This window comes from Tsuneonella suprasediminis, assembly GCF_003605755.1.
Classification (GTDB): domain Bacteria; phylum Pseudomonadota; class Alphaproteobacteria; order Sphingomonadales; family Sphingomonadaceae; genus Tsuneonella; species Tsuneonella suprasediminis.
This window is the reverse complement of the sequence record NZ_RAHJ01000011.1, coordinates 120,621-142,420: the sequence shown is the minus strand read 5'-3', so window position 1 is coordinate 142,420 and position 21,800 is coordinate 120,621. Positions and strand designations below refer to the sequence as shown.

The 21,800-nt window shown below is 64.1% G+C and carries 18 protein-coding genes and 1 tRNA gene; 18 read left to right on the top strand and 1 reads right to left on the bottom strand.

Translation table 11 applies throughout. The features are described 5' to 3' along the window. Positions 1-9 precede the first annotated feature (9 nt). The 18 genes from murD to D6858_RS03240 all read left to right on the top strand — a co-directional run bounded on the left by murD (position 10) and on the right by D6858_RS03240 (position 20,096). The gene (gene murD / locus D6858_RS03325) at positions 10-1,356 is read left to right on the top strand and encodes a UDP-N-acetylmuramoyl-L-alanine--D-glutamate ligase (protein WP_120107200.1); all 1,347 of its coding nucleotides are present in this window, start codon (positions 10-12) and stop codon (positions 1,354-1,356) included. Further along, positions 1,353-2,600: an FtsW/RodA/SpoVE family cell cycle protein gene (locus tag D6858_RS03320; RefSeq protein WP_120107134.1), complete on the top strand. Its 1,248-nt coding sequence runs from the start codon at positions 1,353-1,355 to the stop codon at positions 2,598-2,600. Before murD ends, D6858_RS03320 begins: the two co-directional genes overlap by 4 nt. After that, on the top strand, positions 2,597-3,793 hold the full coding sequence (gene murG, locus D6858_RS03315) for an undecaprenyldiphospho-muramoylpentapeptide beta-N-acetylglucosaminyltransferase (RefSeq protein WP_120107132.1): 1,197 nt from the start codon (positions 2,597-2,599) through the stop codon (positions 3,791-3,793). Before D6858_RS03320 ends, murG begins: the two co-directional genes overlap by 4 nt. Beyond that, the gene (gene murC / locus D6858_RS03310) at positions 3,790-5,211 is read left to right on the top strand and encodes a UDP-N-acetylmuramate--L-alanine ligase (protein ID WP_120107130.1); all 1,422 of its coding nucleotides are present in this window, start codon (positions 3,790-3,792) and stop codon (positions 5,209-5,211) included. The genes murG and murC overlap by 4 nt, the downstream gene beginning before the upstream one ends. After that, positions 5,211-6,176, top strand: coding sequence for a UDP-N-acetylmuramate dehydrogenase (gene murB, locus D6858_RS03305; RefSeq protein ID WP_120107128.1), 966 nt, complete (start codon positions 5,211-5,213; stop codon positions 6,174-6,176). The genes murC and murB overlap by 1 nt, the downstream gene beginning before the upstream one ends. Next, the gene (locus D6858_RS03300; protein WP_120107126.1) at positions 6,173-7,153 is read left to right on the top strand and encodes a D-alanine--D-alanine ligase; all 981 of its coding nucleotides are present in this window, start codon (positions 6,173-6,175) and stop codon (positions 7,151-7,153) included. Before murB ends, D6858_RS03300 begins: the two co-directional genes overlap by 4 nt. Next, complete coding sequence (locus D6858_RS03295; RefSeq protein ID WP_120107124.1) at positions 7,146-8,057, top strand: cell division protein FtsQ/DivIB; 912 nt, start codon at positions 7,146-7,148, stop codon at positions 8,055-8,057. Before D6858_RS03300 ends, D6858_RS03295 begins: the two co-directional genes overlap by 8 nt. Further along, positions 8,057-9,340, top strand: coding sequence for a cell division protein FtsA (gene ftsA, locus D6858_RS03290; RefSeq protein ID WP_120107122.1), 1,284 nt, complete (start codon positions 8,057-8,059; stop codon positions 9,338-9,340). The genes D6858_RS03295 and ftsA overlap by 1 nt, the downstream gene beginning before the upstream one ends. A 161-nt stretch (positions 9,341-9,501) precedes the next feature. Continuing rightward, entirely contained in the window at positions 9,502-11,145 is a 1,644-nt protein-coding gene (gene ftsZ / locus D6858_RS03285; protein WP_120107120.1) for a cell division protein FtsZ, read from the top strand. A gap of 10 nt (positions 11,146-11,155) precedes the next feature. Further along, a complete protein-coding gene (locus tag D6858_RS03280) occupies positions 11,156-13,024 on the top strand; it encodes a tetratricopeptide repeat protein (protein WP_133305230.1) in 1,869 nt (622 codons plus the stop codon). A 145-nt stretch (positions 13,025-13,169) separates the two neighbouring features. Next, the gene (locus D6858_RS03275) at positions 13,170-13,676 is read left to right on the top strand and encodes a type III secretion system chaperone family protein (RefSeq protein ID WP_120107116.1); all 507 of its coding nucleotides are present in this window, start codon (positions 13,170-13,172) and stop codon (positions 13,674-13,676) included. Continuing rightward, positions 13,570-14,562, top strand: a complete 993-nt coding sequence (locus D6858_RS03270; RefSeq protein WP_338067260.1) for a pyrroline-5-carboxylate reductase family protein — start codon at positions 13,570-13,572, stop codon at positions 14,560-14,562. The genes D6858_RS03275 and D6858_RS03270 overlap by 107 nt, the downstream gene beginning before the upstream one ends. Before the next feature lie 110 nt (positions 14,563-14,672). After that, on the top strand, positions 14,673-15,407 hold the full coding sequence (locus D6858_RS03265) for a Bax inhibitor-1/YccA family protein (protein ID WP_120107114.1): 735 nt from the start codon (positions 14,673-14,675) through the stop codon (positions 15,405-15,407). Between the two features lie 166 nt (positions 15,408-15,573). Beyond that, positions 15,574-16,617 carry a hypothetical protein gene (locus D6858_RS15945; protein WP_205664865.1) on the top strand — a complete coding sequence of 348 codons (1,044 nt, stop codon included), beginning with the start codon at positions 15,574-15,576 and terminating at the stop codon, positions 16,615-16,617. A 108-nt stretch (positions 16,618-16,725) separates the two neighbouring features. Further along, positions 16,726-16,801, top strand: a tRNA-Ala gene (locus D6858_RS03255). Between the two features lie 119 nt (positions 16,802-16,920). Next, positions 16,921-17,991, top strand: coding sequence for a GTPase ObgE (gene obgE / locus D6858_RS03250; protein WP_120107110.1), 1,071 nt, complete (start codon positions 16,921-16,923; stop codon positions 17,989-17,991). A 54-nt stretch (positions 17,992-18,045) separates the two neighbouring features. Further along, the gene (gene proB, locus D6858_RS03245; protein ID WP_120107108.1) at positions 18,046-19,179 is read left to right on the top strand and encodes a glutamate 5-kinase; all 1,134 of its coding nucleotides are present in this window, start codon (positions 18,046-18,048) and stop codon (positions 19,177-19,179) included. Further along, the gene (locus D6858_RS03240) at positions 19,176-20,096 is read left to right on the top strand and encodes an NAD-dependent epimerase/dehydratase family protein (protein WP_120107106.1); all 921 of its coding nucleotides are present in this window, start codon (positions 19,176-19,178) and stop codon (positions 20,094-20,096) included. The genes proB and D6858_RS03240 overlap by 4 nt, the downstream gene beginning before the upstream one ends. 790 nt (positions 20,097-20,886) lie before the next feature. On the opposite strand, the gene D6858_RS03235 is transcribed toward D6858_RS03240, so the two are convergent. After that, complete coding sequence (locus D6858_RS03235) at positions 20,887-21,783, bottom strand: hydrogen peroxide-inducible genes activator (RefSeq protein WP_120107104.1); 897 nt, start codon at positions 21,781-21,783, stop codon at positions 20,887-20,889. Between the last annotated feature and the right edge of the window lie 17 nt (positions 21,784-21,800).

Genomic DNA, 21,800 nt, shown 5'->3' with positions numbered 1-21,800 from the left:
GGGATGCGCGTGATAACGTCTTCCGCCTTCCGTGGTAAGCGTTATGCGGTACTTGGCCTTGCGCGGTCGGGTCTGGCGACGGTCGATGCGCTGCTGGCCAGCGGGGCGCAGGTCGTCGCGTGGGATCGGCAGGAAAATGCGCGCGCGCTGGTGGCAGGGCGCGCTGAAATGGGCGATCCGCTGGAAATCGATCTTTCGGGTTTCGATGCTATCGTGGTGTCGCCGGGTGTGCCGCTCAACACGCACCCCATTGCTGGCCGTGCCGCTCAGTTCGGGGTGCCGGTTATCGGGGATATCGAACTGTTCGCGCAGGCGCGCGCCGATCTGCCGCCGCACAGCGTTGTCGGCATCACCGGCACCAACGGCAAGAGCACGACCACCGCGCTGATCCACCACATCCTGCAAACCGCCGGGGTGCCGAGCGCTATGGGCGGCAATATCGGCCTGCCGATCATGGGGCAGGAGCCGTTGCCGGAAGGTGGCGTCTATGTGCTCGAACTGTCGAGTTACCAGATCGATCTGACGCAGAGCCTCGATTGCGATGTGGCTGTGTTGTTGAACATTTCGCCCGATCACCTTGATCGGTACGAGAGTTTCGATGCCTATGCCGCCAGCAAGGCACGGCTGTTCGAAATGCAGTCGGCCGACAACTTTGCAGTGGTCGAATCTGCCGCCGAGGATGAGCTCGATGTCCTCGACAATGCAAAGACAGACATCTTCATCCCGATCGACGATGTCGAACTGATTGGCGCACAGGCCGACTGGCCGTCGCTGCAAGGCCCGCACAATCTGCAAAACGCACAGGCGGCGATTGCTGTCGCGCGCTGTCTCGGTGTTGCCGATGTTAAGATCGGTGAAGCGCTCGGCAGCTTCAAAGGCCTGCCGCATCGCATGGAACGGGTTGGTACGCATAACGGTGTGCTGTTCATCAACGACAGCAAAGCGACCAACACCGATTCCACCGCGCCCGCGCTGGCTGCGTTCCCGCCAGAGGCGAACGGCCCGCGCATTCACTGGATCGTCGGTGGTTTGCCCAAGGAAGACGGGCTGGGCGCGTGCGAGCCGCATGTCGGCAATGTCGCTATCGCTTACACGATTGGCGAGGCGGGCCCGCGTTTTGCCGAATTGCTGGAGGGGCAGGTTCAGGTGGAGCGGGCGGAAATGTTGTGCGAAGCGGTCAGCCGCGCCATCGCCAATGCCAGGCCGGGCGATGTGGTCCTGTTCAGCCCCGCCTGTGCCAGCTTCGACCAGTTCAAGGATTACGAGCAGCGCGGCGAACGCTTCCGCCAGTTCGTGGATGCTTTGACAAGCGATACGCAGGGCGATGATCCGTGTGGGCGGGGAGGTGCGGCATGAGCCAGTCCCAGCCATATATTCCGCGCGCGGGCAGAAGCCCCGCGAATGAGCCACGCTTTCGCACCACGCGCATCGGCGAACTCAAGATCTGGTGGCGCGAGATCGATCGGGTGCTGTTGTTCCTCATCCTCGCGATGATGGCGATCGGCACTGCTGCGGTGGCGGCGGCCAGCCCGGCCAGCGCGCATCGCCTGTCCACTTCCAAGATTACCTTGCCCGATCTCTATTTCTACTGGGCGCATGTGCGCTGGCAGGCGGTTGGGCTGATCGTCATGTTCGCCGCATCCACTCTCAGCCGTAACAATGCCCGCCGGGTGGGGATCGTACTGGCGGCAACGATGTTGTTTTTCCTGATGCTTGTGCCGGTGATCGGCAGCGAGGTGAATGGTGCCAAGCGCTGGATCAACCTCGGCATCGGGTTTCAGCCGTCCGAATTCCTCAAGCCCGGCTTTGCGATCCTGCTGGCTTGGATAGTCAGCTGGCGGATGCGTGATCCCGATATGCCGGTGCTGGCGATCATCACGGGCATCATGGGGCTGGTCGCAGCGCTGATGATGATGCAGCCGGACCTCGGCGGCACGATCCTGTTCGGCGGGGTGTGGTTCGTTATCATCCTGCTCGCAGGTATCCAGTTGCAGAGGGTTGGTATGCTCGCCGGGGCAGGGCTGGTGCTGCTGACGGCAACATATTTCCTGTACGATAATGCGCGTCACAGGATCGATTCATTCTTCGGCGGCGGCACGGCATTCGATCAGGTCGATCTGGCGCAGCGTACCCTGATGGCCGGGGGCTGGACTGGCAGCGGGTTGTGGCTGGGTGTCCGCAAGATGACGCTGCCCGAAGCGCATACCGACTATATCTTCTCGGTGATCGGGGAAGAATTCGGCCTGCTGGTCTGTGCGCTGATCGTTGTGCTCTATCTCGCCATCGTGATCCGCGTGCTGACACGTCTGGTGGATGAAGACGATCTGTTTTCGATGCTGGCAGGGGCCGGGCTGGTGACGCAGATCGGCGGACAGGCGTTCATCAATATTCTGGTGAACCTGCAATTATTCCCGTCGAAAGGGATGACTTTGCCGTTGGTCAGCTATGGCGGGTCGTCGACCATTGCGGTATGTCTGGCGGTCGGGTTGCTGTTGGCGCTGACGCGGCGCAACCCCTATCTCGACCGGGGAACCCCCGGACTGAAAGATCTGATTACACAGAATATGCACGGCCAGAATGCAAAGGGAACCCGGCCATGACCGGCGCTTCACGCCATTTCGTACTTGCTGCCGGTGGTACCGGCGGGCATCTGATTCCCGCTTTCGCATTGGCGACCGAGCTTGACCGGCGTGGCCACCACGTCGCTCTGGTGACCGACAAGCGCGGGGCGGAGCTGCCGGGCAAGCCCGACTTCCTGCCCGCGCATGTTCTGCCTGCGGGCCGTTTCGGCAAGAACCCGCTGCACTGGCCCGCTGGTATCAAGGCGGTGCTCGAAGGGCGGCGGATGGCGATGCAGCTGTTCGAAACCTTCGGCCCTTCGGCGGTCGTCGGTTTCGGCGGTTATCCTTCGCTGCCTGCACTGCTTGGCGCTGTGGCGGCGGATATTCCGGCGGTGATCCATGAACAAAACGCGGTGCTGGGGCGGGTCAATCGCCTGCTGGCCGGAAAAGTGCAGGCCATCGCAACCGCTTATCCCGATGTGCAGCGGCTGAAGCCTTCGCTGGCGGACAAAGTCCACCTGGTCGGCAATCCGGTGCGTGCCGAGGTGCTGGGTCTGCGCGATCAGCCGTTCCCGGCCTTCACCGAAGATGGCATCCTGCGTGTGCTGGTGACCGGCGGCAGTCAGGGTGCGCGGGTGTTGAGCGAAGTCGTGCCCGATGGGCTGGCGATGCTGCAACCCGCCTTGCGGCAGCGTTTGCAGGTGACCCAGCAATGCCGCCCGGAAGACATCGAGGCGGTGCGGGCGCGCTATCGCGGTCACGATATCCCTGCGGAACTAGGCACTTATTTCGAAGATATGGCGACCCGTCTGGCAGACGCGCATCTGTTTATCGGGCGCGCCGGGGCATCGACGATTGCCGAACTGACCGCGGTGGGGCGCCCGGCGATCCTCGTCCCGCTGCCGATTGCGACGGACGATCATCAGGCCGCCAATACGCAGGAACTGGTGAAGGCTGGCGGTGCGCGGATGATCCGGCAGGCCGGGTTTACGCCCAAGCAGCTCGCCAAGCAGATTCAGGTTATGGCTCAGCACCCTGAGACGCTGGCCACTGCGGCCCATGCGGCATGGAATTGCGGGCGGCCCAAGGCGGTGCAGGATCTGGCCGATCTCGTCGAAGGCTTCGGCGGCGTTGATTTGATGGATGTAATTCGCGTTGGCGCAAACAACGAGCGCGGCGCTTCGCAAGGCGAAGCGGCCAGCCACGGCGCGGCAAAGGACAATGTAGTATGAAGGGCGTCGGTACAGACATCGGTACGATCCATTTCGTCGGCATCGGCGGGATCGGCATGTCGGGCATCGCCGAAGTGATGAAAAACCTTGGTTATTCAGTGCAAGGTTCGGACCTCGCTGAAGGACCGAGTGTCGAGCGTCTGCGGGCGCGCGGGATCGAAGTGAAGATCGGTCAGGCGGCTGAAAACGTCGAAGGCGCGGCGGTGGTGGTTACGTCCACCGCCGTAAAAAGGACGAATCCTGAGGTAGTTGCCGCGCTGGAAAACCGCATACCTGTTGTGCGGCGGGCGGAAATGCTGGCTGAGTTGATGCGGTTGAAGAACACCGTCGCTGTGGCTGGCACACATGGCAAGACCACCACGACCAGCATGGTTGCGGCATTGCTCGATGCCGGGAATGTCGATCCCACTGTAATCAATGGCGGAATTATCGAGCAGTACGGCTCGAACGCGCGTCTGGGCGACAGCGACTGGATGGTGGTCGAAGCGGACGAGAGCGACGGCAGCTTTCTGAGGCTGGATGGCACCATCGCAGTTGTCACTAACATTGACCCGGAACACCTTGATCATTATGGAGATTTTGACGGAGTGCGGCGCGCTTTCGTCGAATTTATCCATAACGTACCATTTTATGGAGCCGCAGTGCTCTGTATTGATCACACAGAAGTGCAGGCGGTGATCGGCAAGGTGCGTGACCGGCGGGTTGTGACCTATGGCTTCTCTCCGCAAGCCGATATTTGCGCCACCGATGTCCGGCCAGAAGCGGGCGGCAACGTCTTCAATGTCACAGTGCGGCAACGTGGGGCGGAAGACCGGGTGATCGAAAATGTCCGGCTGCCGATGCCGGGCAGGCACAATGTGCAGAACGCGCTGGCGGCGATTGCAGTCGCGCTTGAGCTGAATTGCGATGACGACGTGATCCGCACCGGCTTCGCGCAGTTCGGCGGGGTGCGGCGCCGGTTTACGAAAGTGGGCACGGTCGATGGCGCGACAGTGATCGACGATTACGCGCATCATCCGGTGGAAATCCGCGCTGTCCTCGCCGCGGCACGTGAGAGCGTGACCGGGGCCGGGGAAGGCCGCGTTATCGCTGTGGTTCAGCCGCACCGCTATACCCGGCTGCGCGATCTGATGGAAGAATTCCAGAACGCCTTCAACGAAGCCGATCTGGTCTTCGCCACGCCCGTTTATGCCGCGGGAGAAGACCCGATCGACGGGATTGACTCCGCTGCGCTGGTCGCAGGCCTCAAATCGCACGGCCACCGTTCTGCGGCGCAAGTGGCGGACCGGGACGAGTTGGCGAAAGTTCTGGCCGAAGAAGTCCAGCCGGGCGATCTGGTGGTCTGCCTTGGCGCGGGTGACATCACTCGCTGGGCTGCCGGGCTGGCCGACGCCATCGCGACGGAGCGGGCGGCATGATGGAGCAACCCGACGACTGGGCCATGCACGATGACGGCAGCGCGCCGACCGCCGAAGTGGATGAAACCGTCACGACCCCGTTCGACGCGCAGGGCCTGCGCGGGAAACTGACCGCCAATGCCCCGCTGGCGCCGCTGGTGTGGTTCAAGACCGGCGGCAATGCCGACTGGCTGTATGAACCGGCCGATCTCGAAGATCTGCGCGAATTTCTCGCCCGGCTCGACGGCACGATGCCGGTGATGGCGCTGGGCCTCGGCTCCAACCTGATCGTGCGCGACGGCGGGGTGCCGGGCGTCGTGATCCGGCTGGGCAAGGCATTCTCGACGGTCGAGGCGCGACGCGACATGGTGCTCGAATGCGGCGGCGGGGCCAGCGGCATCCTTGTGTCGTCTCGCGCGCGCGATGCGGGCGTGGCGGGGGTGGAATTCCTGCGCGGCATTCCCGGCACGGTCGGCGGGTTCGTGCGGATGAACGGCGGTGCCTATGGCCGCGAAGTGGCGGACGTGCTGGTCGATTGCGATGTCGTATTGCCCGAAGGGGAATTCGTCACGCTGCCGGCAGCGGACCTGCAATACACCTATCGCCATTCGGCTCTGCCCGATGGGGCAGTGGTGGTATCCGCCCGGTTTCAGGGGCGCGAAGGCATTCCTGAGGAAATCGGGGCGGAGATGGATCGCATCGCCAATGCCCGCGAACAGTCGCAACCGTTGCGGACCAAGACCGGCGGATCGACGTTCAAGAACCCGCCGGGCGAGAAGGCCTGGCAACTGGTCGATGCTGCGGGCTGTCGCGGGATGACGAAGGGCGGCGCGCAAGTGAGCGAGAAGCACACCAATTTCCTGATCAACACCGGCAATGCCACCAGCGCCGATATCGAAGGGCTGGGCGAAGACGTGCGGCGCAAGGTGTATGCGGAAACCGGCATTACGCTGGAATGGGAAATTCAGCGGGTGGGTCGGCCATGAACATGGAACGCAAATATCATGTCGCGGTGCTGATGGGCGGTTGGGCCAACGAACGCCCGGTATCGCTGATGAGCGGGGAAGGCGTGGCCAAGGCGCTGGAATCGCGCGGCCATCGCGTGACGCGGATCGATATGGACCGGCAGGTCGCCGCGCGCATTGCCGAGGCGGCGCCCGATGTCGTGTTCAATGCGCTGCATGGCGTGCCGGGGGAAGACGGCACAGTGCAGGGTATGCTCGATCTGATGGGTATTCCCTATACCCATTCGGGGCTGGCGACATCGGTGATCGCCATTGACAAGGAACTGACCAAACAGGCGCTGGTGCCGCACGGCATACCGATGCCGGGTGGGCGGATTGTCGCCTGCGAGGAACTCTACCGCGCCGATCCGCTGGCGCGGCCCTATGTGCTGAAACCGGTCAACGAAGGCAGCTCTGTCGGGGTGGCGATCGTCAGCGACGAAAGCAATTACGGCAATCCCATCAGCCGCGATGTGCAGGGGCCGTGGCAGGAATTCGACCGCCTGCTGGCCGAACCCTATATTCGCGGGCGCGAACTGACCACTGCAGTGATCGACGGGCCGGAAGGGCCGCGCGCGCTGACCGTGACCGAACTGGTGCCCAAGTCGGGGTTCTACGATTTCGATGCCAAGTACACCGATGGCCTGACGCAGCATGTCTGCCCCGCGCAGATCCCCGCTGACATTGCGGAGCTGTGCATGGCCTATGCGGTAAAAGCGCATCAGGTATTGGGTTGCAAGGGATGCAGCCGCACCGATTTCCGCTGGGACGACGAACGCGGCGAAGCGGGCCTGTTCGTGCTGGAAACCAATACTCAGCCGGGTATGACTCCGCTCAGTCTCGTGCCCGAACAGGCGCGCTATTGCGGGATGAGCTACGAAGATCTGGTCGAAGCAATCGTGGTCGAAGCGATGCGGGGCCGCGATTCATCGGGCGAAGGGGGAACCGCCGATGGCTGAGAAGATCGCGCGCAAGGGGCAGGGTGTACGCCGCGCCGCCGCCGCGCGCAGCCGCGCCAACACCGCCCGCAAGGCGAAAGCGAAAACCACTGGCTTCATGGATGCGGCGGTCGCTGTGCTGCCCTTTACCGAGGAACAGCTTCACCGCGTGTTCCTGGCGATCATTCTGGGCGGGGTGGTTGCTTTGGCATGGTTCGTCGCCAGTCTGGCCGGGGTGCCCGCGCTGGCGCAGGCGCAGATCGCATCGGTCGCTTCCGATGCCGGGTTCGAAGTGCGCCGGGTGACCGTTACCGGTGTGAAGCGGATGAACGAACTGAAGGTGTACGAACGCGCGCTGGGTGAGCGTGACCGGCCGATGCCGCTGGTCGATCTGGCGGCGCTGCGTCAGGAAATGCTCGAACTGCCGTGGGTGGCCGATGCACGGGTCAGCCGCCAGCTGCCCGAAACGCTGCGGATCGACATTGTCGAACGGGTGCCGGTGGCGGTGCTCAAGAAGCCGGGTCGGCTGGTGCTGATCGATAATACCGGGCACGAACTGGAACCGATTAAGCCTGCCAATGCCAAGGGTATGTTGCAGGTATCCGGCCCCGGTGCCGCGAAACAGGTTGCTGCGCTGGGCAAGCTGCTCGACACCGCGCCCGCGATCAAGCCGCAGGTGGCGGCGGCGGAATGGATCGGCAATCGCCGGTGGAATCTGACATTCAAGACCGATCAGGTGCTGGCTCTGCCGCATGGCGAGGACGAAAGCGCGGGTGCGCTGGTCGCTTTCGCCCGACTTGACGGTGTGAACCGCCTGCTCGGCGGAAAAGTCGCGACGTTCGACATGCGCGTGCCCGAACGGATTTACATGCGGGTGCCGGGCCGCACCGGCGATGTCTCGCTCGATACCAAGGGAGGCGAATGATGGGCCTGCCGCGGATCAGCAAGCTGTTCGGCGCGGTCAATGTCGGATCGTTCCGCATTTCCGCGATGATTATGGGGCAGTCCGAAACCGGGGAAATGATCGTTCTCGGTTCGGGCCATCGCGCCAGTCAGGGGATCAAGCGCGGCTATGTCACCGATATGGCCGCCGCGACATATGCCATTCGCGATGCGGTGGAGCGGGCGGAAAAGAACGCCGGAACCAATATCGAAAGCGTGTGGGTCGGTTGCTCGGGCGCCGGGCTTGGCAGCCGGGTGGCGAAAGTGGAAATCGATATCGGCGGGCGCCGCGTCGAAGAAGACGATATCGAACACCTGCTGGTGGCGGCACGGGATTCGATCCAGTTCGATGCGCGCCGTGTGCTGCACGCGCAGCCGGCGCATTATACGCTGGACGGGGTGCACGGTGTCGCCAATCCGCGCGGGCTTCATGCAGAGCGGCTGGGCGTCGATATTCACGTGATGCTGGCCGATGGCGCGCCGATCCGCAATCTGATCGAAGCGGTGCAGAACGCGCATCTTGAAGTGCACAGTGTAGTGGCCGCCCCGGTTGCCGCAGGCTATGCATGTCTCAGCCCGGAAGAGCGGGAGCTGGGCACCGCGCTGATCGAAATCGGCGGCGATGTGACGAACGTGGCGCTCTATGCCGGGGGTATGCTGATCGGGCTGACCGCGATCCCCTTCGGATCGTGCGACATCACCGATACCATCGCCAGCGCATTCGGCATCCGCCGGTTTCAGGCGCAGCGGCTCAAGTGCCGCTATGGCTCTGCCATCGCCTCGCCCGCCGATTACAAGGATATGATCCCGGTTAACGGGCCGGGCGAAGATGATGGCACTGCACCGCCAGTGCCCGGTGCGGACGATCGCAACACGATCCCGCGCGCCGAACTGGTATCGGTTATCACCGGGCAGCTCGGCCAGTTAACCGCGCAGATCAATCAGGCGTTGAAGGAAATGGGCTTTGCCGGTGCGAAAGGCGGCCAGGTCGTGGTGACCGGCGGCGGTGCCGAACTGGCGGGCATTGCGGAATATATGCAAAGCGCGCTCGGCCGTCCGGTGCGGGTGGGCAAGCCGCCCGCTCTGCGCGGGCTGGGCGAAGCGAATGCCACCCCGGGTTTTTCCACGCTTGCCGGACTGTGCCTCTATGCCTCGGAAGACCCGGTGGACATCCGTTCGGTGGGTTCTTCTTACCAGATCAGCAGCAGCTATTCCGGGCTTGCTGTGGTGCAGCGTGTCATTCGTGCGGTGAAAGAGTACTTTTAAAGGAGCAACATGTGGTAAATGGTCAATTATCGCATGAATAATGGTCACTAACTCGTTAAGCGCTGTGGATAAGGTGCCCTACGGGATGCACGCCTGAATCGCTTTGTGCCAAATTCGAACCAATAACTGCAACGACTGCCCGCCCCTTGGAGGGAAATGAAATGAGCATCAATATCGGCCCCCCTGCAACCGACGATCTGCGTCCCAAAATCACTGTGATCGGTGTCGGCGGGGCAGGCGGCAACGCCATCGCCAACATGATCGCCGCTGAAATCGAAGGTGTCGATTTCATCGTCGCCAATACCGACGCACAGGTTCTGGCATCGTCCGGCGCGCAGACGCGCATTCAGCTTGGGCCGGAAATCACCGGCGGGCTGGGTGCAGGCGCGCGCCCCGAAGTGGGCAAGGCGGCGGCGGAAGAAACCGTGGCCGAAATCGAGGATGCGCTCGAAGGCGTGAACATGTGCTTCATCGCCGCGGGCATGGGCGGCGGCACCGGCACCGGCGCTGCGCCCGTGATCGCGGAAGCCGCGCGGCGCAAAGGTGTGCTGACCGTCGGTGTGGTGACCAAGCCGTTCCTGTTCGAAGGAACGCGCCGGATGCGCGCCGCCGATGCCGGGATCGAAGAACTGCAGAAGCATGTCGATACCCTGATCGTCATCCCTAACCAGAACCTGTTCCTGATCGCCAAGGCGGAAACCACCTTTAAAGAGGCGTTCCAGCTTGCCGACGAAGTGCTGCAGCAGGGCGTCCGCTCGATCACCGACCTGATGGTGATGCCGGGCCTCATCAACCTCGACTTTGCCGACGTGCGTTCGGTGATGGAGGAAATGGGCAAGGCGATGATGGGCACCGGCGAAGGCGAAGGTGAAAACCGCGCGCTGGAAGCGGCCGAACGCGCCATCGCCAACCCGCTGCTCGACGGTGTCAGCATGGCGGGTGCCAAGGGCGTGATCATTTCGATCATCGGCGGTGAGGACATGAAGCTGCTCGAAGTCGATGAAGCCGCGAACCATATCCGCGAGCTGGTGGACGAAGACGCGAACATCATCTGGGGATCGGCGTTCAACCCCGATCTCGATGGCAAGATCCGCGTTTCGGTCGTCGCGACCGGGATCGAAGGCGGTCAGGTCAGCCGCGCGGACGAAAACCGTTCGTTCTCGCTCGGCGGCGCCCGCCCGCCCAAGCGGCCCGTGCTCGATCTGCCGGAAGACAACGTCGCCCCGGCGCCAGAGCCCGTTCCTGCACCGGCACCCGTCGCAGCCACTCCCCCTCAGCCCGCGCCTGAGCCGGAAGCAGAGCCGCTCGATCTTGGTGGAATGGCGCAGGACGACGAAGAGTATCAGGACGATGTGGATGACATCGTCGATCCGCTCGCCGGCCTGCGGAATGCGATGGCGGAAGAACCAGGCCCGCCGCCGCCCGCTGCCAGTGGCGGTTCCCATGCTGCACCGGCCCCCGCACAGGACGAACTGCTGCTCGATGCCGACCGACTGGTCGAGCGCGATGCGCCGGTCACTCCGCCCGAAGATAACCGCCGTCGCGGTCTGCTGTCCGGTGGTGCCGATGGTGGGGCCGGTGGCGCTGCGCCGCCTGCCAGCCGTGGCGGCGCGGCTCCCGGCGGTGCTGGTGCCGGCACCGGAGGTGCAAAGACAGGTGGCAGCACTCTGTTCGAACGGATGGCCAACCTTTCGCGCGGTTCCGGCCCCGCGGCAGGATCGCGCGATGCCGAGGACGATGACGACGATACAGATTCGGGATCGCTCTCGATTCCCCGTTTCCTCGGCCGTCAGAACAACCAGTAAGGGAGACACAATGGCCCGTTACGCGGTGGTTAAGCTGCGTCGGGCCATGAACCCTCCGATGGTACAACGCCGAAAGCCTGCCTTCGCCCGCGTATCCGCGTCTATGGCGGCGCTGTTGCCGCTCGCGCTGGCATCGGCTCCGGCAGCGGCGCAAAGCCACGCGGTCGTTCAGCCGCTGCCCCCGGCGGCGACAGGCGATCTGACCGATGCGCTCGCCCGGCTGGCGCGCAATGGCAGCGATTTCAACGCGCTGATAGATGCGGGCAATGCATCGCTGGAACTGGACGATATCGACGCGGCGGTTGGTTTCTTCGGCCGGGCCGATGAGTTGCGTCCCGGCGATGCGCGGGTGAAGGCGGGGCTGGCGACAGCCGCTCTTCGTTCGGACCGCCCGCTCGATGCGATTACCCAGTTCGATCAGGCGGTATCCGCCGGGGTCGATCCCGTTTCGGTGGCGAGCGATCGCGGGCTGGCTTACGATCTGGTGGGCGATAACGCCTCGGCGCAGGCGCAGTATCGTCTGGCTCTCTCGCGCCGGGCCGACGATGACACGATCCGCCGTCTTGCGCTGAGCCTGGCCATATCGGGCGATAAGGACGGGTTCGAGAAAACCCTGCTGCCCTTGCTGCAAAAGCGTGATTTCGGGGCCTATCGCGTGCGGGCAATGGGGCTGGCGATCCTTGGGCGCAAGGATGAAGCGAAGTCGATCGCGGAGGCAGTGATGCCGCGCGATCTGGCGGCGCAAATGTTGCCCTATCTCGATTATATGCCGCGCCTCACACGGGCGCAGCAGGCGGCAGCGGCCAATCTGGGCAAGTTCCCCCGTGCGGCGCAGATCGGCCGCGACGATCCGCGCTTCGCGCAGTATTCGCCCCCGGCCAGCCAGCCGAAGGTGGCAAGTGCGGCGGGATCGGTCGATTCACGGCTGGCACCCGCCGGACAGCCATTGGGTCCGCGCAGCAAGACCGAACAACCCGCCAGTAAGGCAGCGCAGCCGACCAAACTGACCCCGGCAGAGGCGCGGCGTCTGGCGCGCGAGCAGGACCGAGGCATCCGTCGTTCCCGACCATCGCTGGAGGGGGCAACGATGAAACGTGCGGCTCCTCCGCCACCTCCTCCGCCACCAGCCTCGACGCCTCAGGCTTCGGGTTCGGTGGAGCTGCCGCCGGTATCGGGCAACCCTAAGCCGGGCTTCGATCTGGCGACAGTGGCAAACCAGCCCGCCAGCCAGCTCGATAGTGTGCGACAGGCGCAAGCGCAGACGCCCACGCCCACGCCCACGCCTGCCCCGGTCACGATCACACCTGCGCCGCGCAATGCGACCCCGGTGTCGAACGCTTCGGCAGTGCAGCCTTTCACCGGATCGACTCCGCCACCGCCTCCGTCGCCGCCATTGGCGCTGCCGCAGGAATCGCGCCCGATCGTGCAACCCCTTCCGCCACCGCCGCCGCCATCCGTGGCCGATGCATTTGCGGAACTGACTTTGCCGGAGGCGCCATCTCAGGCGGCAACGGGCGCTGTCGATATCACCGCGATCAAGATCAAGCGCGAGTTGCCGCCACCACCGCCGCCGCCGCCCGCGCCACCCCCTCCGCCGCCGCCTCCACCGGAGCCAAGCCGCATCTGGGTGCAGGTCGCGACTGGCAAGGACTTGAAAGCACTGGCATTCGACTGGCGCCGGTTTGGCAAGAAAGCGCCCAAGGTTCTGGCCAAACGCGATGCCTTCACTGTGGAGTGGGGGCAATCGCGGCGCCTGGTCACTGGTCCGTTCGCTTCGAATAAAGAGGCCGATGCGGCGATTGCCGATCTCAAGGCTTTGGGGATCGACAGTTTCCGCTTCACCAGCGAAAAGGGTGAGAAGGTTTCTCCGCTCAAGTAGCTGCGACCGGTCTCTTCCACCGGTTTTGCACAAGCTATGAACAGGGTTGTCGAGTTCTCCCCAGCATCCGCATCGGTCGCGATTGCGGGGAAAGGGGCGGATCGGCCACCTATGGCGTCATGAAGTCGCCAAGAGCAATCGCCCGATGAGAGCCGTTCAGGAAACCTTCCGCGCAGTCGATGACGCGGCACCGATCGATATGCTGGCCGCATTGTTCGATGCCCGCCAGTGGCCGCATGAAATTATCTCGCCCGATGAAATTTCCGGCGAAATTCAGGGTAGCTGGGCGAATTATCAGGTGCGCGCGATTTGGCGCACGGCCGACAACGTGCTGCAATTGCTGTGCCTGCCCGATATCCGCGTGGCAGAGGGGAAGCGCAAACCGGCGTATGAATTGCTGGCGCTGGTCAACGAACAGCTGTGGCTGGGGCATTTCGATGTCTGGTCGCAAGGCGGGATGCTGGTCTATCGCCACGGGCTGCTGCTGGGCGACGAAGGGCTGCTGAGCCTGAGCCAGGCGCAGGGCCTGATCGAAAACGCGGTCGATGAATGCGACCGGTTCTATCCCGCTTTCCAGTTCGTGCTGTGGGGCGACAAATCGCCGCGCGATGCACTGGACAGCGCGATGGTGGATGCTGCCGGAGAGGCGTGAACCGGTCTGCCGAGCAGGTGAGATCGGGCCGGCGGGGGTAGCCGTGGGCGCGCGCGGCTCCTACATGGCCGCCATGACACACTTCCAAAACATTCTCATCGTCGGGTTCGGTAACATGGCCGGGGCGATGGCCGAAGGCTGGCTGGCCGCAGGTGTGCCCGCCGCGACTTTCACGATCTATCACCCCACGCGCACCGAAGCGCCTGCGGGGATGGCGATCATCAACGACTGGCCCGATGGCGAGCCGTTCGATGCCGTGATCGTGGGTGTAAAGCCGCAGAAACTGGGCGATGTCGCGGATGGTCTGGAACGGGTTGTCGGGCCGGGCACTGTGGTCATTTCGATTCTGGCGGGGGTCGAGCTGGCCAGTCTGGCGCGCCGGTTCCCGCGCGCACGCGGCGTTGTTCGCCTGATGCCGAACCTCGCGGTGGCACTGCGTAAGTCGCCAAATGCGCTGATCGCTCAGGGGCTGGACGATGCCGCGCGCCAAACGGTGACGGACATGGCCGCTATGCTGGGCAGCGCCGAATGGCTGGCGGAAGAGGCGCAGTTCGATCTGGTGACGGCGCTGGCAGGATCGGGGCCTGGGTTCGTCTATCGCTTCATCGATGCGCTGGCGGCGGGGGCGACGCGCCTCGGTCTCGAACACGAACAGGCGCAACGGTTGGCGATGCAGATGGTCGAAGGGGCAGCGGCGCTCGCGGCGCGATCACCCGATTCGCCGGCCGACCTTGCGCGGCGGGTCGCCAGCCCCGGCGGGATGACGCAGAAAGGGCTCGACGTGCTCGACGAAGACGATGCACTGGCGCGGTTGTTAACCGAAACACTGCGCGCTGCTCGCGACAGAGGGCGGGAGATGGCGGCCGCTGCCCGCGACGAGGGTTAATGCCGATTTGTCGATTCTCGACCGGTTTTCCTTGAAAAATGCGCGCTGACCATCGATATTTGCCCTGAAGCCCGCCCATCTGTGCGGCGGGCCAGAGGAGATGGTTTAAAATGGCCAATTGGAATGAACCTCGCACGACGCAGCCGGGCTTCGGCTCGGTCCCGCGCGCCGGTGGCGCGGTCGTTTTCGACGAGGGCCTTCGTCGGCACATGCTGTCGATCTACAACTACATGACTTCGGGCGTGCTGCTGACCGGTATCGTCGCGTTGCTGACGGCGAATTCGGGCCTTGCCCTGACTTTCGCAACCGGCCCGATGCGCTGGATCGTGGCGCTGGCGCCGCTGGCGATCGTGTTTGCGATGAGCTTCGGCGCGAACAAGTTCAGCAAGACCACGCTTCAGGCGATGTACTGGGGCTTTGCGTTCCTGATGGGGCTGTCGCTGTCGACGATCTTCCTGATCTACACCGGCGGATCGATCGCGGTGACATTCTTCGCGACCGCAGCAGCCTTCGCAGGGCTTAGCCTGTGGGGTTACACGACCGACAAGGATCTGAGCGCGATGGGCAAATTCCTGCTCATGGGCGTGATCGGCCTGATCGTGGCGAGTGTGATCAACATGTTCGTCGGTTCCGCCCCGCTGATGTATGCCATCAGCTTCATCGGCGTGCTGATTTTCGCAGGCCTGACGGCTTACGACACGCAGAAGCTGAAAGAACAGTATGCCCAGCTTCGCGGCACCGAATGGGCGGGTAAGGCGATCGTTCTCGGCGCGCTGACGCTGTACCTCGACTTCATCAACATGTTCCTGTTCCTGCTCCGTTTCATGGGTAACAGCCGGAGCTGAGGCGGACTCGTTTCGCCGCAAAGATGATTCGATTCATCGTGCCCGGGACGCTCACTGCGCCTCGGGCATTTTCATTGTTGCGATAGAGGTCTACAGTTCCTGCTTCATCCGCCCGCAATGCTGTGGGTGCTATAGATTTGATGCGGGCAGAGGAGGGCCGCGCCGCATGTTCCAGTTTTCGACTTCTCGTATTCGGATGATGGCAATGGCCACCGGGCTTGCTGTGCTGGGCGCTTGTGCCACTCCGCCTCCGCCTCCGCCACCTCCGCCTCCGCCACCTCCGCCACCCAAGGTCATTCCTCCGCGCCCGACACCTCCGCTCGGTGCCAGCTTGAATATGACCATTCCGCCGGTTGGTTTCGACGGGAAGCGGCGCACGGTCAATTACGGGATCAGTACAGCGCAGACGGTGTGGAATATGCGCTCCGCGCTTAACGTTGCGGCGCTGAACTGCCTCGAACCGGAATACCAGCCTGTGCTGGAAGCGTATAAGGCGCTGCTTTCCACCGACAGTCGTGTGCTTCGGAAGACCAACGATGCGCTCATGAAGGAATATCGCGAGAAGTTCGGCAAGGAATATCGCGACCATTTCGACACGTACATGACGCAGGTCTATAACTTCTATTCAATGCCGCCCGCGCGCAAGAACTTCTGCGACGCCGCACTGGCCGTATCGCCGGAAGCGATGGCGGTGAGCTCTGCCGATCTGGAGGCGTTCTCGCTGCGGACATTGCCGTTGCTCAATTCGGTGTTCGAAGATTTCTTCCGTTCATACGAAGATTATCGCACCAATCTGGCCGCCTGGGATTCCGAATACGGTGTGCAGCCAGCGACCGGTACGCTGCTGGCGACGTATGGCAACAACGTTGCGATCGATAATCCGATGAACGCCGGTGTGACGAATACCGCCACGGTCGCTTCTCCCGCTCCGGGTGCCGGAGTTCCTGCGGCCGGTGCTGTGGCAGTCCCGGCGACTACCGCTCCAATGGGGAGCGTGACGTCCGATGTGACCGTGGCAACATCGGCGGATTCTTCGGAAGAGACGGCAGTGCCCACCATTACTCTCCCCACAGTGGCGAGCGAAACCGCCGCACCCCCGGCACCGACCCTGACGCTCCCGCCAGCGTCGAATACGACCGCCACCCCGGTGCCGACAATCACCTTGCCGCAGACGACCCCACCGGGCAACAGCTCGGGCGGAGAAGGCTGAGCGGGAGGATTTGATCTTTGCAGGGCGCGCCGCTTTCGCTAAGGGGCGCGCTCTTCGGCATAGTCCCGGACACATCCACCGGGCACTGTGTGACAGAGGGACTGGAACGGGGCCGTAGCTCAGATGGGAGAGCGCGTCGTTCGCAATGACGAGGTCAGGGGTTCGATCCCCCTCGGCTCCACCAGTTCGTCTTTGCTTTCCGTGCACGCAATTGCGTATGCGATTTCCTCGCACCTTCGGTGCTACGGACCGCGTTTGCTGTCCATTGATGCGCCATCCGGTGTTTGAGGCTATAGACCAACCATGCATTTTCTCGATCAGGCCAAGATTTATCTCCGTTCCGGCGCGGGCGGGCCGGGTGCGGTCAGTTTCCGGCGCGAGAAGTACATCGAATATGGCGGGCCGGATGGCGGCAACGGCGGCCGCGGCGGCGACGTGGTGTTCGAAGCGGTCGCGGGGCTGAACACGCTGATCGATTTCCGTTATTCTCAGCATTTCAAGGCGCAGCGCGGCGCCCACGGCATGGGCAAGGACCGCACCGGCGCCAGCGCGCCCGATCTGGTGATTCAGGTGCCGGTCGGCACGCAAGTCCTGTCGGAAGATCGCGAAGAGGTGATTGCCGATTTCACCGAAGTGGGCCAGCGGCTCGTCATCCTCGAAGGCGGGATGGGCGGCCGTGGCAACGCCAGTTACAAGACCAGCACCAACCGCGCCCCGCGTCAGCATCAGCCGGGCGAACCCGCGCAGGAAATGTGGGTCTGGCTGCGGCTGAAACTGCTGGCCGATGTCGGGCTGGTCGGCCTGCCCAATGCGGGCAAGAGCACGTTCATCAATCAGGTGTCGAACGCGCAGGCCAAGGTCGGCCATTATGCGTTCACTACGCTGGTGCCGAAACTGGGCGTGGTGCGGCACAAGGGGCGCGAATTCGTGCTGGCGGATATCCCCGGCCTGATCGAAGGGGCTGCGGATGGAGCGGGGATTGGAGACCGGTTTCTGGGCCATATCGAACGCTGCCGCGCGTTGATCCATCTGGTCGATATCTCTGGCGAAGACCCGGCAGAAGCGATGCAGACCGTCGTCGCGGAACTGGAGGCATACGGCGAAGGGCTGGGCGAGAAACCGCGCCTGATCGTGCTGAACAAGGTCGATCTGGCCGATGCCGAACTGGTGGAAGGTTTCGCCGCCGAACTGCGCGCCGCCGGGGCGGACAAAGTGTTCGCGATATCCGGCGCCACCGGTCAGGGCGTGAGCGAACTGATGGATGCACTGCTGGCCTATCTCCCCGAACGAACCGCGACCGAAACCAAAGGTGTCGAGGTCGAACGGAGCGATGACGAGGAGGGTGACGGCCTGCCAGAATGGTCCCCGATCTGAGGTACTTCGTGTGACCGGGTGACGCGCGCGCGATCCTTCGCTACATGCCCGCGCATGACTGTTTCCACTCTTTCCGATCTGTTCGATCCCGTCGCCTGCCCCCGCCTTGTCATCAAGGTGGGTTCCGCCCTGCTTGTCGGCAAAGATGGTTTGGTCCGGCGCGAATGGCTGTCGAGTCTTGTGGAAGAGATCGCCACGGCACGTTCCAACGGGCAGCAGGTGGCCGTGGTCAGCTCCGGCGCGATTGCGCTGGGCGCGGCGCGGCTGGGTCTGGAGAAGGGCGGCCGCGCCAGTCTGGCCGACGCGCAGGCTGCGGCGGCGGTGGGGCAGATCGAACTGTCGGGCCTCTGGGCCGAACTGTTGGGGCAGAACGACATTGCCGCCGCCCAGATGCTGGTCACGCTGGATGATCTGGAGGATCGGCGGCGGTATCTCAATGCCTCGGCCACATTGGTTCATCTGCTGGAATGCGGGGCTGTGCCCGTGGTCAACGAGAACGACTCGGTTGCCACATGGGGCATCCGCTTCGGCGATAACGACCGTCTGGGTGCGCGCGTGGCACAGGCGGCGCTGGCCGATGCCATCGTGTTGCTGAGCGATGTGGACGGCCTGTACGACCGCAATCCGAAGGAAGAGGGGGCGCAGCTTATCCCCCTGATCCAGAAGATCGATTCGCGTATCCGCGCGATGGCCGACGGCGGTTCGGCGTCGGGCATGGGCTCTGGCGGGATGACGTCGAAGATTCAGGCGGCGGAGATTGCTACCCGCGCCGGGATCGCGCTGGCGATCGTCAACGGGCTGCACGAACAGCCGCTGTCGTGTGCACTCCATTCGGACCGGGCCAGCGTGTTCGCCCCGCGCCGCAACGATGCCGGGCGCAAGGCGTGGCTGGGTGGCCGGATCGCGATCAAGGGCACGCTGACGGTCGATGACGGGGCGAAGGCGGCGCTGGGCAAAGGCGCCAGCTTGCTGGCCGCCGGGGTCACCAATGTCGATGGCGCGTTCAAACGCGGCGACGTGGTCACGATTGCCTCCGTCGACGGTTCGCCCATCGCGCAGGGGCTGGCCGAATACGACGCCGACGAATCGCGCAAGATTGCCGGGCGCAAGGGGGCCGAACAGGCCGAACTGCTCGGCTACACCCCGCGCGCAGCGGTGGTTCACCGCGATCATATGGTTCTGCTGTGACCCAGCCGCCGCTCGTCGCGCTGACTGGCGGGACAGGCTTTGTCGGACAGGCGACACGGCAGGTGCTGGCTGCCCGAGGGGTGCCGGTGCGCGCGCTGGCCCGCACTATTCCCGATGATCGCGGTGATGTTGAATGGGTGCAGGGCGGTCTGAGCAACCATGACGCGCTGGCGCAACTGGTCGCCGGGGCCGGTGTTGTGATCCACGTGGCGGGTCTGACCAACGCGCCCGATACCGCTGCATTCGAAGTCGCCAATGTCGATGGCACGCGCAACCTGCTGGCGGCCGCGGCGACGGCGGGCGTGCCGCGCTTCGTCTGCGTATCATCGCTGTCCGCGCGGGAGCCGCAGCTTTCGGTCTATGGCGCGTCGAAGGAACGCGCCGAACGGCTGGTGATGGAGAGCGATTTCGACTGGACCGTAGTGCGTCCCCCGGCGGTGTATGGCCCGCGCGATCGCGACATGTTCGAACTGTTTCGCGCGGCAAAGCTCGGCGTTGTGCCGGTCCCGCCGCCCGGTCGCGTGTCGATGATCCATGTCGACGATCTCGCTGCGCTGCTGGTGGCGCTGATTCCCGGTGGCGAAGCGGTCAGCGGCAAGCTGTTCGAGCCCGACGACGGGCATCCGGGCGGCCTCACTCATGTGGAAATGGCACTGCTGATCGGTGAAGCGGTGGGCAAGCGCCCGCTGGTGCTGTCGCTGCCGAAAGCGATCCTGTCGCTCGGTGCGCGGATCGACCGGCTGGTGCGCGGGGCCGGGGCGCGGCTGACGGCCGATCGGGTGGGATACATGACACACCCCGACTGGGTGGCGCGGCCCGCGTTCCATGTTCCGCAATCGGTGTGGCAACCGCATATCGCCACCGCTGCCGGGCTGGCGGCAACCGCCCGCTGGTATCGCGCGCAAGGCTGGCTCTGACAGGCGGCAACCGGCCTGCTTTGCGGCCTGTTTTGCGGCATCGCCCGGTGAGACATGGACCGCATGTTACACTGTCCTGAGGCAAAAAAGTCCCCTGCCGGAATGCATGGGCAAAACACCCATGATTCAGCGGTCTGGCAGGCGGCAATGCGGTGCATTAGCCCTGAATGCCCGATCGGTTCGGTGTAGGACAGCAGCAATCGCGGGTGGGGTGAGTGCTGTGCGTCGCTCGCCTGCCAGGGCGCGCCAAGTTGCATCGTCACCCCGGTGCCTCTGCCGGGGTCCAGCTCCCCTAAGCGTAGCGCGGAAGAACAGCGGGGCCCCGGATCAGGTCCGGGGCGACGGTGTGAGGTGATGCGGGCGTATGGCGCTGCCGTGATGGAGTGGTGTGGTGGCATACCGTGCGGTGCTTGTGAGGCAGGAGGGGGCGGACCTGCGCGTTCGCCCGATCCCCGTGCCCCATCCGCCTGCCAGAGCGTACCATTCCCCATCGTCACCCCGGTGCCTCTGCCGGGGGCCGGCTCCCCTAAGCGCAGCGCGGAAGAACAGCGGGGCCCCGGATCAGGTCCGGGGCGACGGCGTGAGGTGATGCGGGCGTATGGCGCTGCCGTGGTGGAGTGGTACGGGGGCATAGCGGGCGGTGTTGGCGTGGCAGGAGGGTGCGGACCTGCGCGCTCGCCTGAACGGCGCACCTCGTCGGCGTGCCAGAGCGCCACCCAACCTCATCGTCACCCCGGACTTGATCCGGGGTCCAGCTTCCTGTGGCACCACACACACGGCGAGGCGAAACCTACCCCGCGCGCAGTTCGTCCGCGAGCAGGCGGAATTCGTCCCCGCGTGGGGAGTTCTTGCGCCAGATCAGCGCGATTTCGCGGCCCGGTGTCTTGCCCTTCAACGGGCGGGCGACAACTTCGGTATCGTGCAGGATGCCCGCATCGATGGCCATTTCGGGCAACATCGTCAGGCCCAGCCCGTTGTCGACCATTTGCACCAGGGTATGCAGGCTGGTGCCGATCATCGTCGCACTGGCGCGCAATTCGGGGCGATTGCAGGCGGCCAGCGCGTGATCTTTCAGGCAGTGGCCATCCTCCAGCATCAGCAGGCGCCCTTCGTCGATCATCGAGGGCGGCACCTGATCGGGCGGATCGCGCGGGTCGTTTTTGGGGAAAGCCACGAACAGCCGGTCGGTCGCGATATGCTCGCTTTCGACTTCGCCGGTTGCAAACGGCAGAGCCATCAATACGCAGTCCGCCCGCCCGTGGTGCAGACTTTCCAGCGCATGGTCGGTGGTTTCTTCGCGCAGGAACAGTTTAAGGCCGGGGCGATCCTTCCGCAGGCGCGGCAGGATGCGCGGCAGCATGAAAGGCGCAATCGTCGGGATCACGCTCATACGGAGTTCGCCCGACAACGGCTTCCCGCTGGCCAATACCAGATCGCTCAGCTCTTCCGCTTCGCGCAGCAGGCGGTGCGCCTTGGCCACCACCCGTTCGCCCAGCGGCGTGAACCGCACTACGCGCCGGCTGCGTTCGACCAGTGTTACGCCGAGCAGCGATTCCAGCTCGCGAATCCCGGCGGACAGAGTCGATTGCGAAACGAAGCTGGCCTCCGCCGCGTGGCCGAAATGGCCATGTTCGTGCAACGCGACGAGGTATTGCAGCTGTTTGATCGTGGGGAGATAAGTGGACATGTGCTGGGCCGTTTTCT

What these genes read in the sequence shown, in the direction of transcription:
- proB (WP_120107108.1), top strand. Translation starts at nt 18,046, where the DNA reads ATGACTGTTTCCACTCTTTCCGATCTGTTCGATCCCGTCGCCTGCCCC.
- D6858_RS03235 (WP_120107104.1), bottom strand. Translation starts at nt 21,783, where the DNA reads ATGTCCACTTATCTCCCCACGATCAAACAGCTGCAATACCTCGTCGCG.
- D6858_RS03320 (WP_120107134.1), top strand. Translation starts at nt 1,353, where the DNA reads ATGAGCCAGTCCCAGCCATATATTCCGCGCGCGGGCAGAAGCCCCGCG.
- D6858_RS03295 (WP_120107124.1), top strand. Translation starts at nt 7,146, where the DNA reads ATGGCTGAGAAGATCGCGCGCAAGGGGCAGGGTGTACGCCGCGCCGCC.
- D6858_RS03275 (WP_120107116.1), top strand. Translation starts at nt 13,170, where the DNA reads ATGAGAGCCGTTCAGGAAACCTTCCGCGCAGTCGATGACGCGGCACCG.
- D6858_RS03300 (WP_120107126.1), top strand. Translation starts at nt 6,173, where the DNA reads ATGAACATGGAACGCAAATATCATGTCGCGGTGCTGATGGGCGGTTGG.
- ftsZ (WP_120107120.1), top strand. Translation starts at nt 9,502, where the DNA reads ATGAGCATCAATATCGGCCCCCCTGCAACCGACGATCTGCGTCCCAAA.
- D6858_RS03270 (WP_338067260.1), top strand. Translation starts at nt 13,570, where the DNA reads ATGAATGCGACCGGTTCTATCCCGCTTTCCAGTTCGTGCTGTGGGGCG.
- murB (WP_120107128.1), top strand. Translation starts at nt 5,211, where the DNA reads ATGGAGCAACCCGACGACTGGGCCATGCACGATGACGGCAGCGCGCCG.
- D6858_RS03265 (WP_120107114.1), top strand. Translation starts at nt 14,673, where the DNA reads ATGGCCAATTGGAATGAACCTCGCACGACGCAGCCGGGCTTCGGCTCG.
- ftsA (WP_120107122.1), top strand. Translation starts at nt 8,057, where the DNA reads ATGGGCCTGCCGCGGATCAGCAAGCTGTTCGGCGCGGTCAATGTCGGA.
- D6858_RS03280 (WP_133305230.1), top strand. Translation starts at nt 11,156, where the DNA reads ATGGCCCGTTACGCGGTGGTTAAGCTGCGTCGGGCCATGAACCCTCCG.
- obgE (WP_120107110.1), top strand. Translation starts at nt 16,921, where the DNA reads ATGCATTTTCTCGATCAGGCCAAGATTTATCTCCGTTCCGGCGCGGGC.
- murC (WP_120107130.1), top strand. Translation starts at nt 3,790, where the DNA reads ATGAAGGGCGTCGGTACAGACATCGGTACGATCCATTTCGTCGGCATC.
- murG (WP_120107132.1), top strand. Translation starts at nt 2,597, where the DNA reads ATGACCGGCGCTTCACGCCATTTCGTACTTGCTGCCGGTGGTACCGGC.
- D6858_RS15945 (WP_205664865.1), top strand. Translation starts at nt 15,574, where the DNA reads ATGTTCCAGTTTTCGACTTCTCGTATTCGGATGATGGCAATGGCCACC.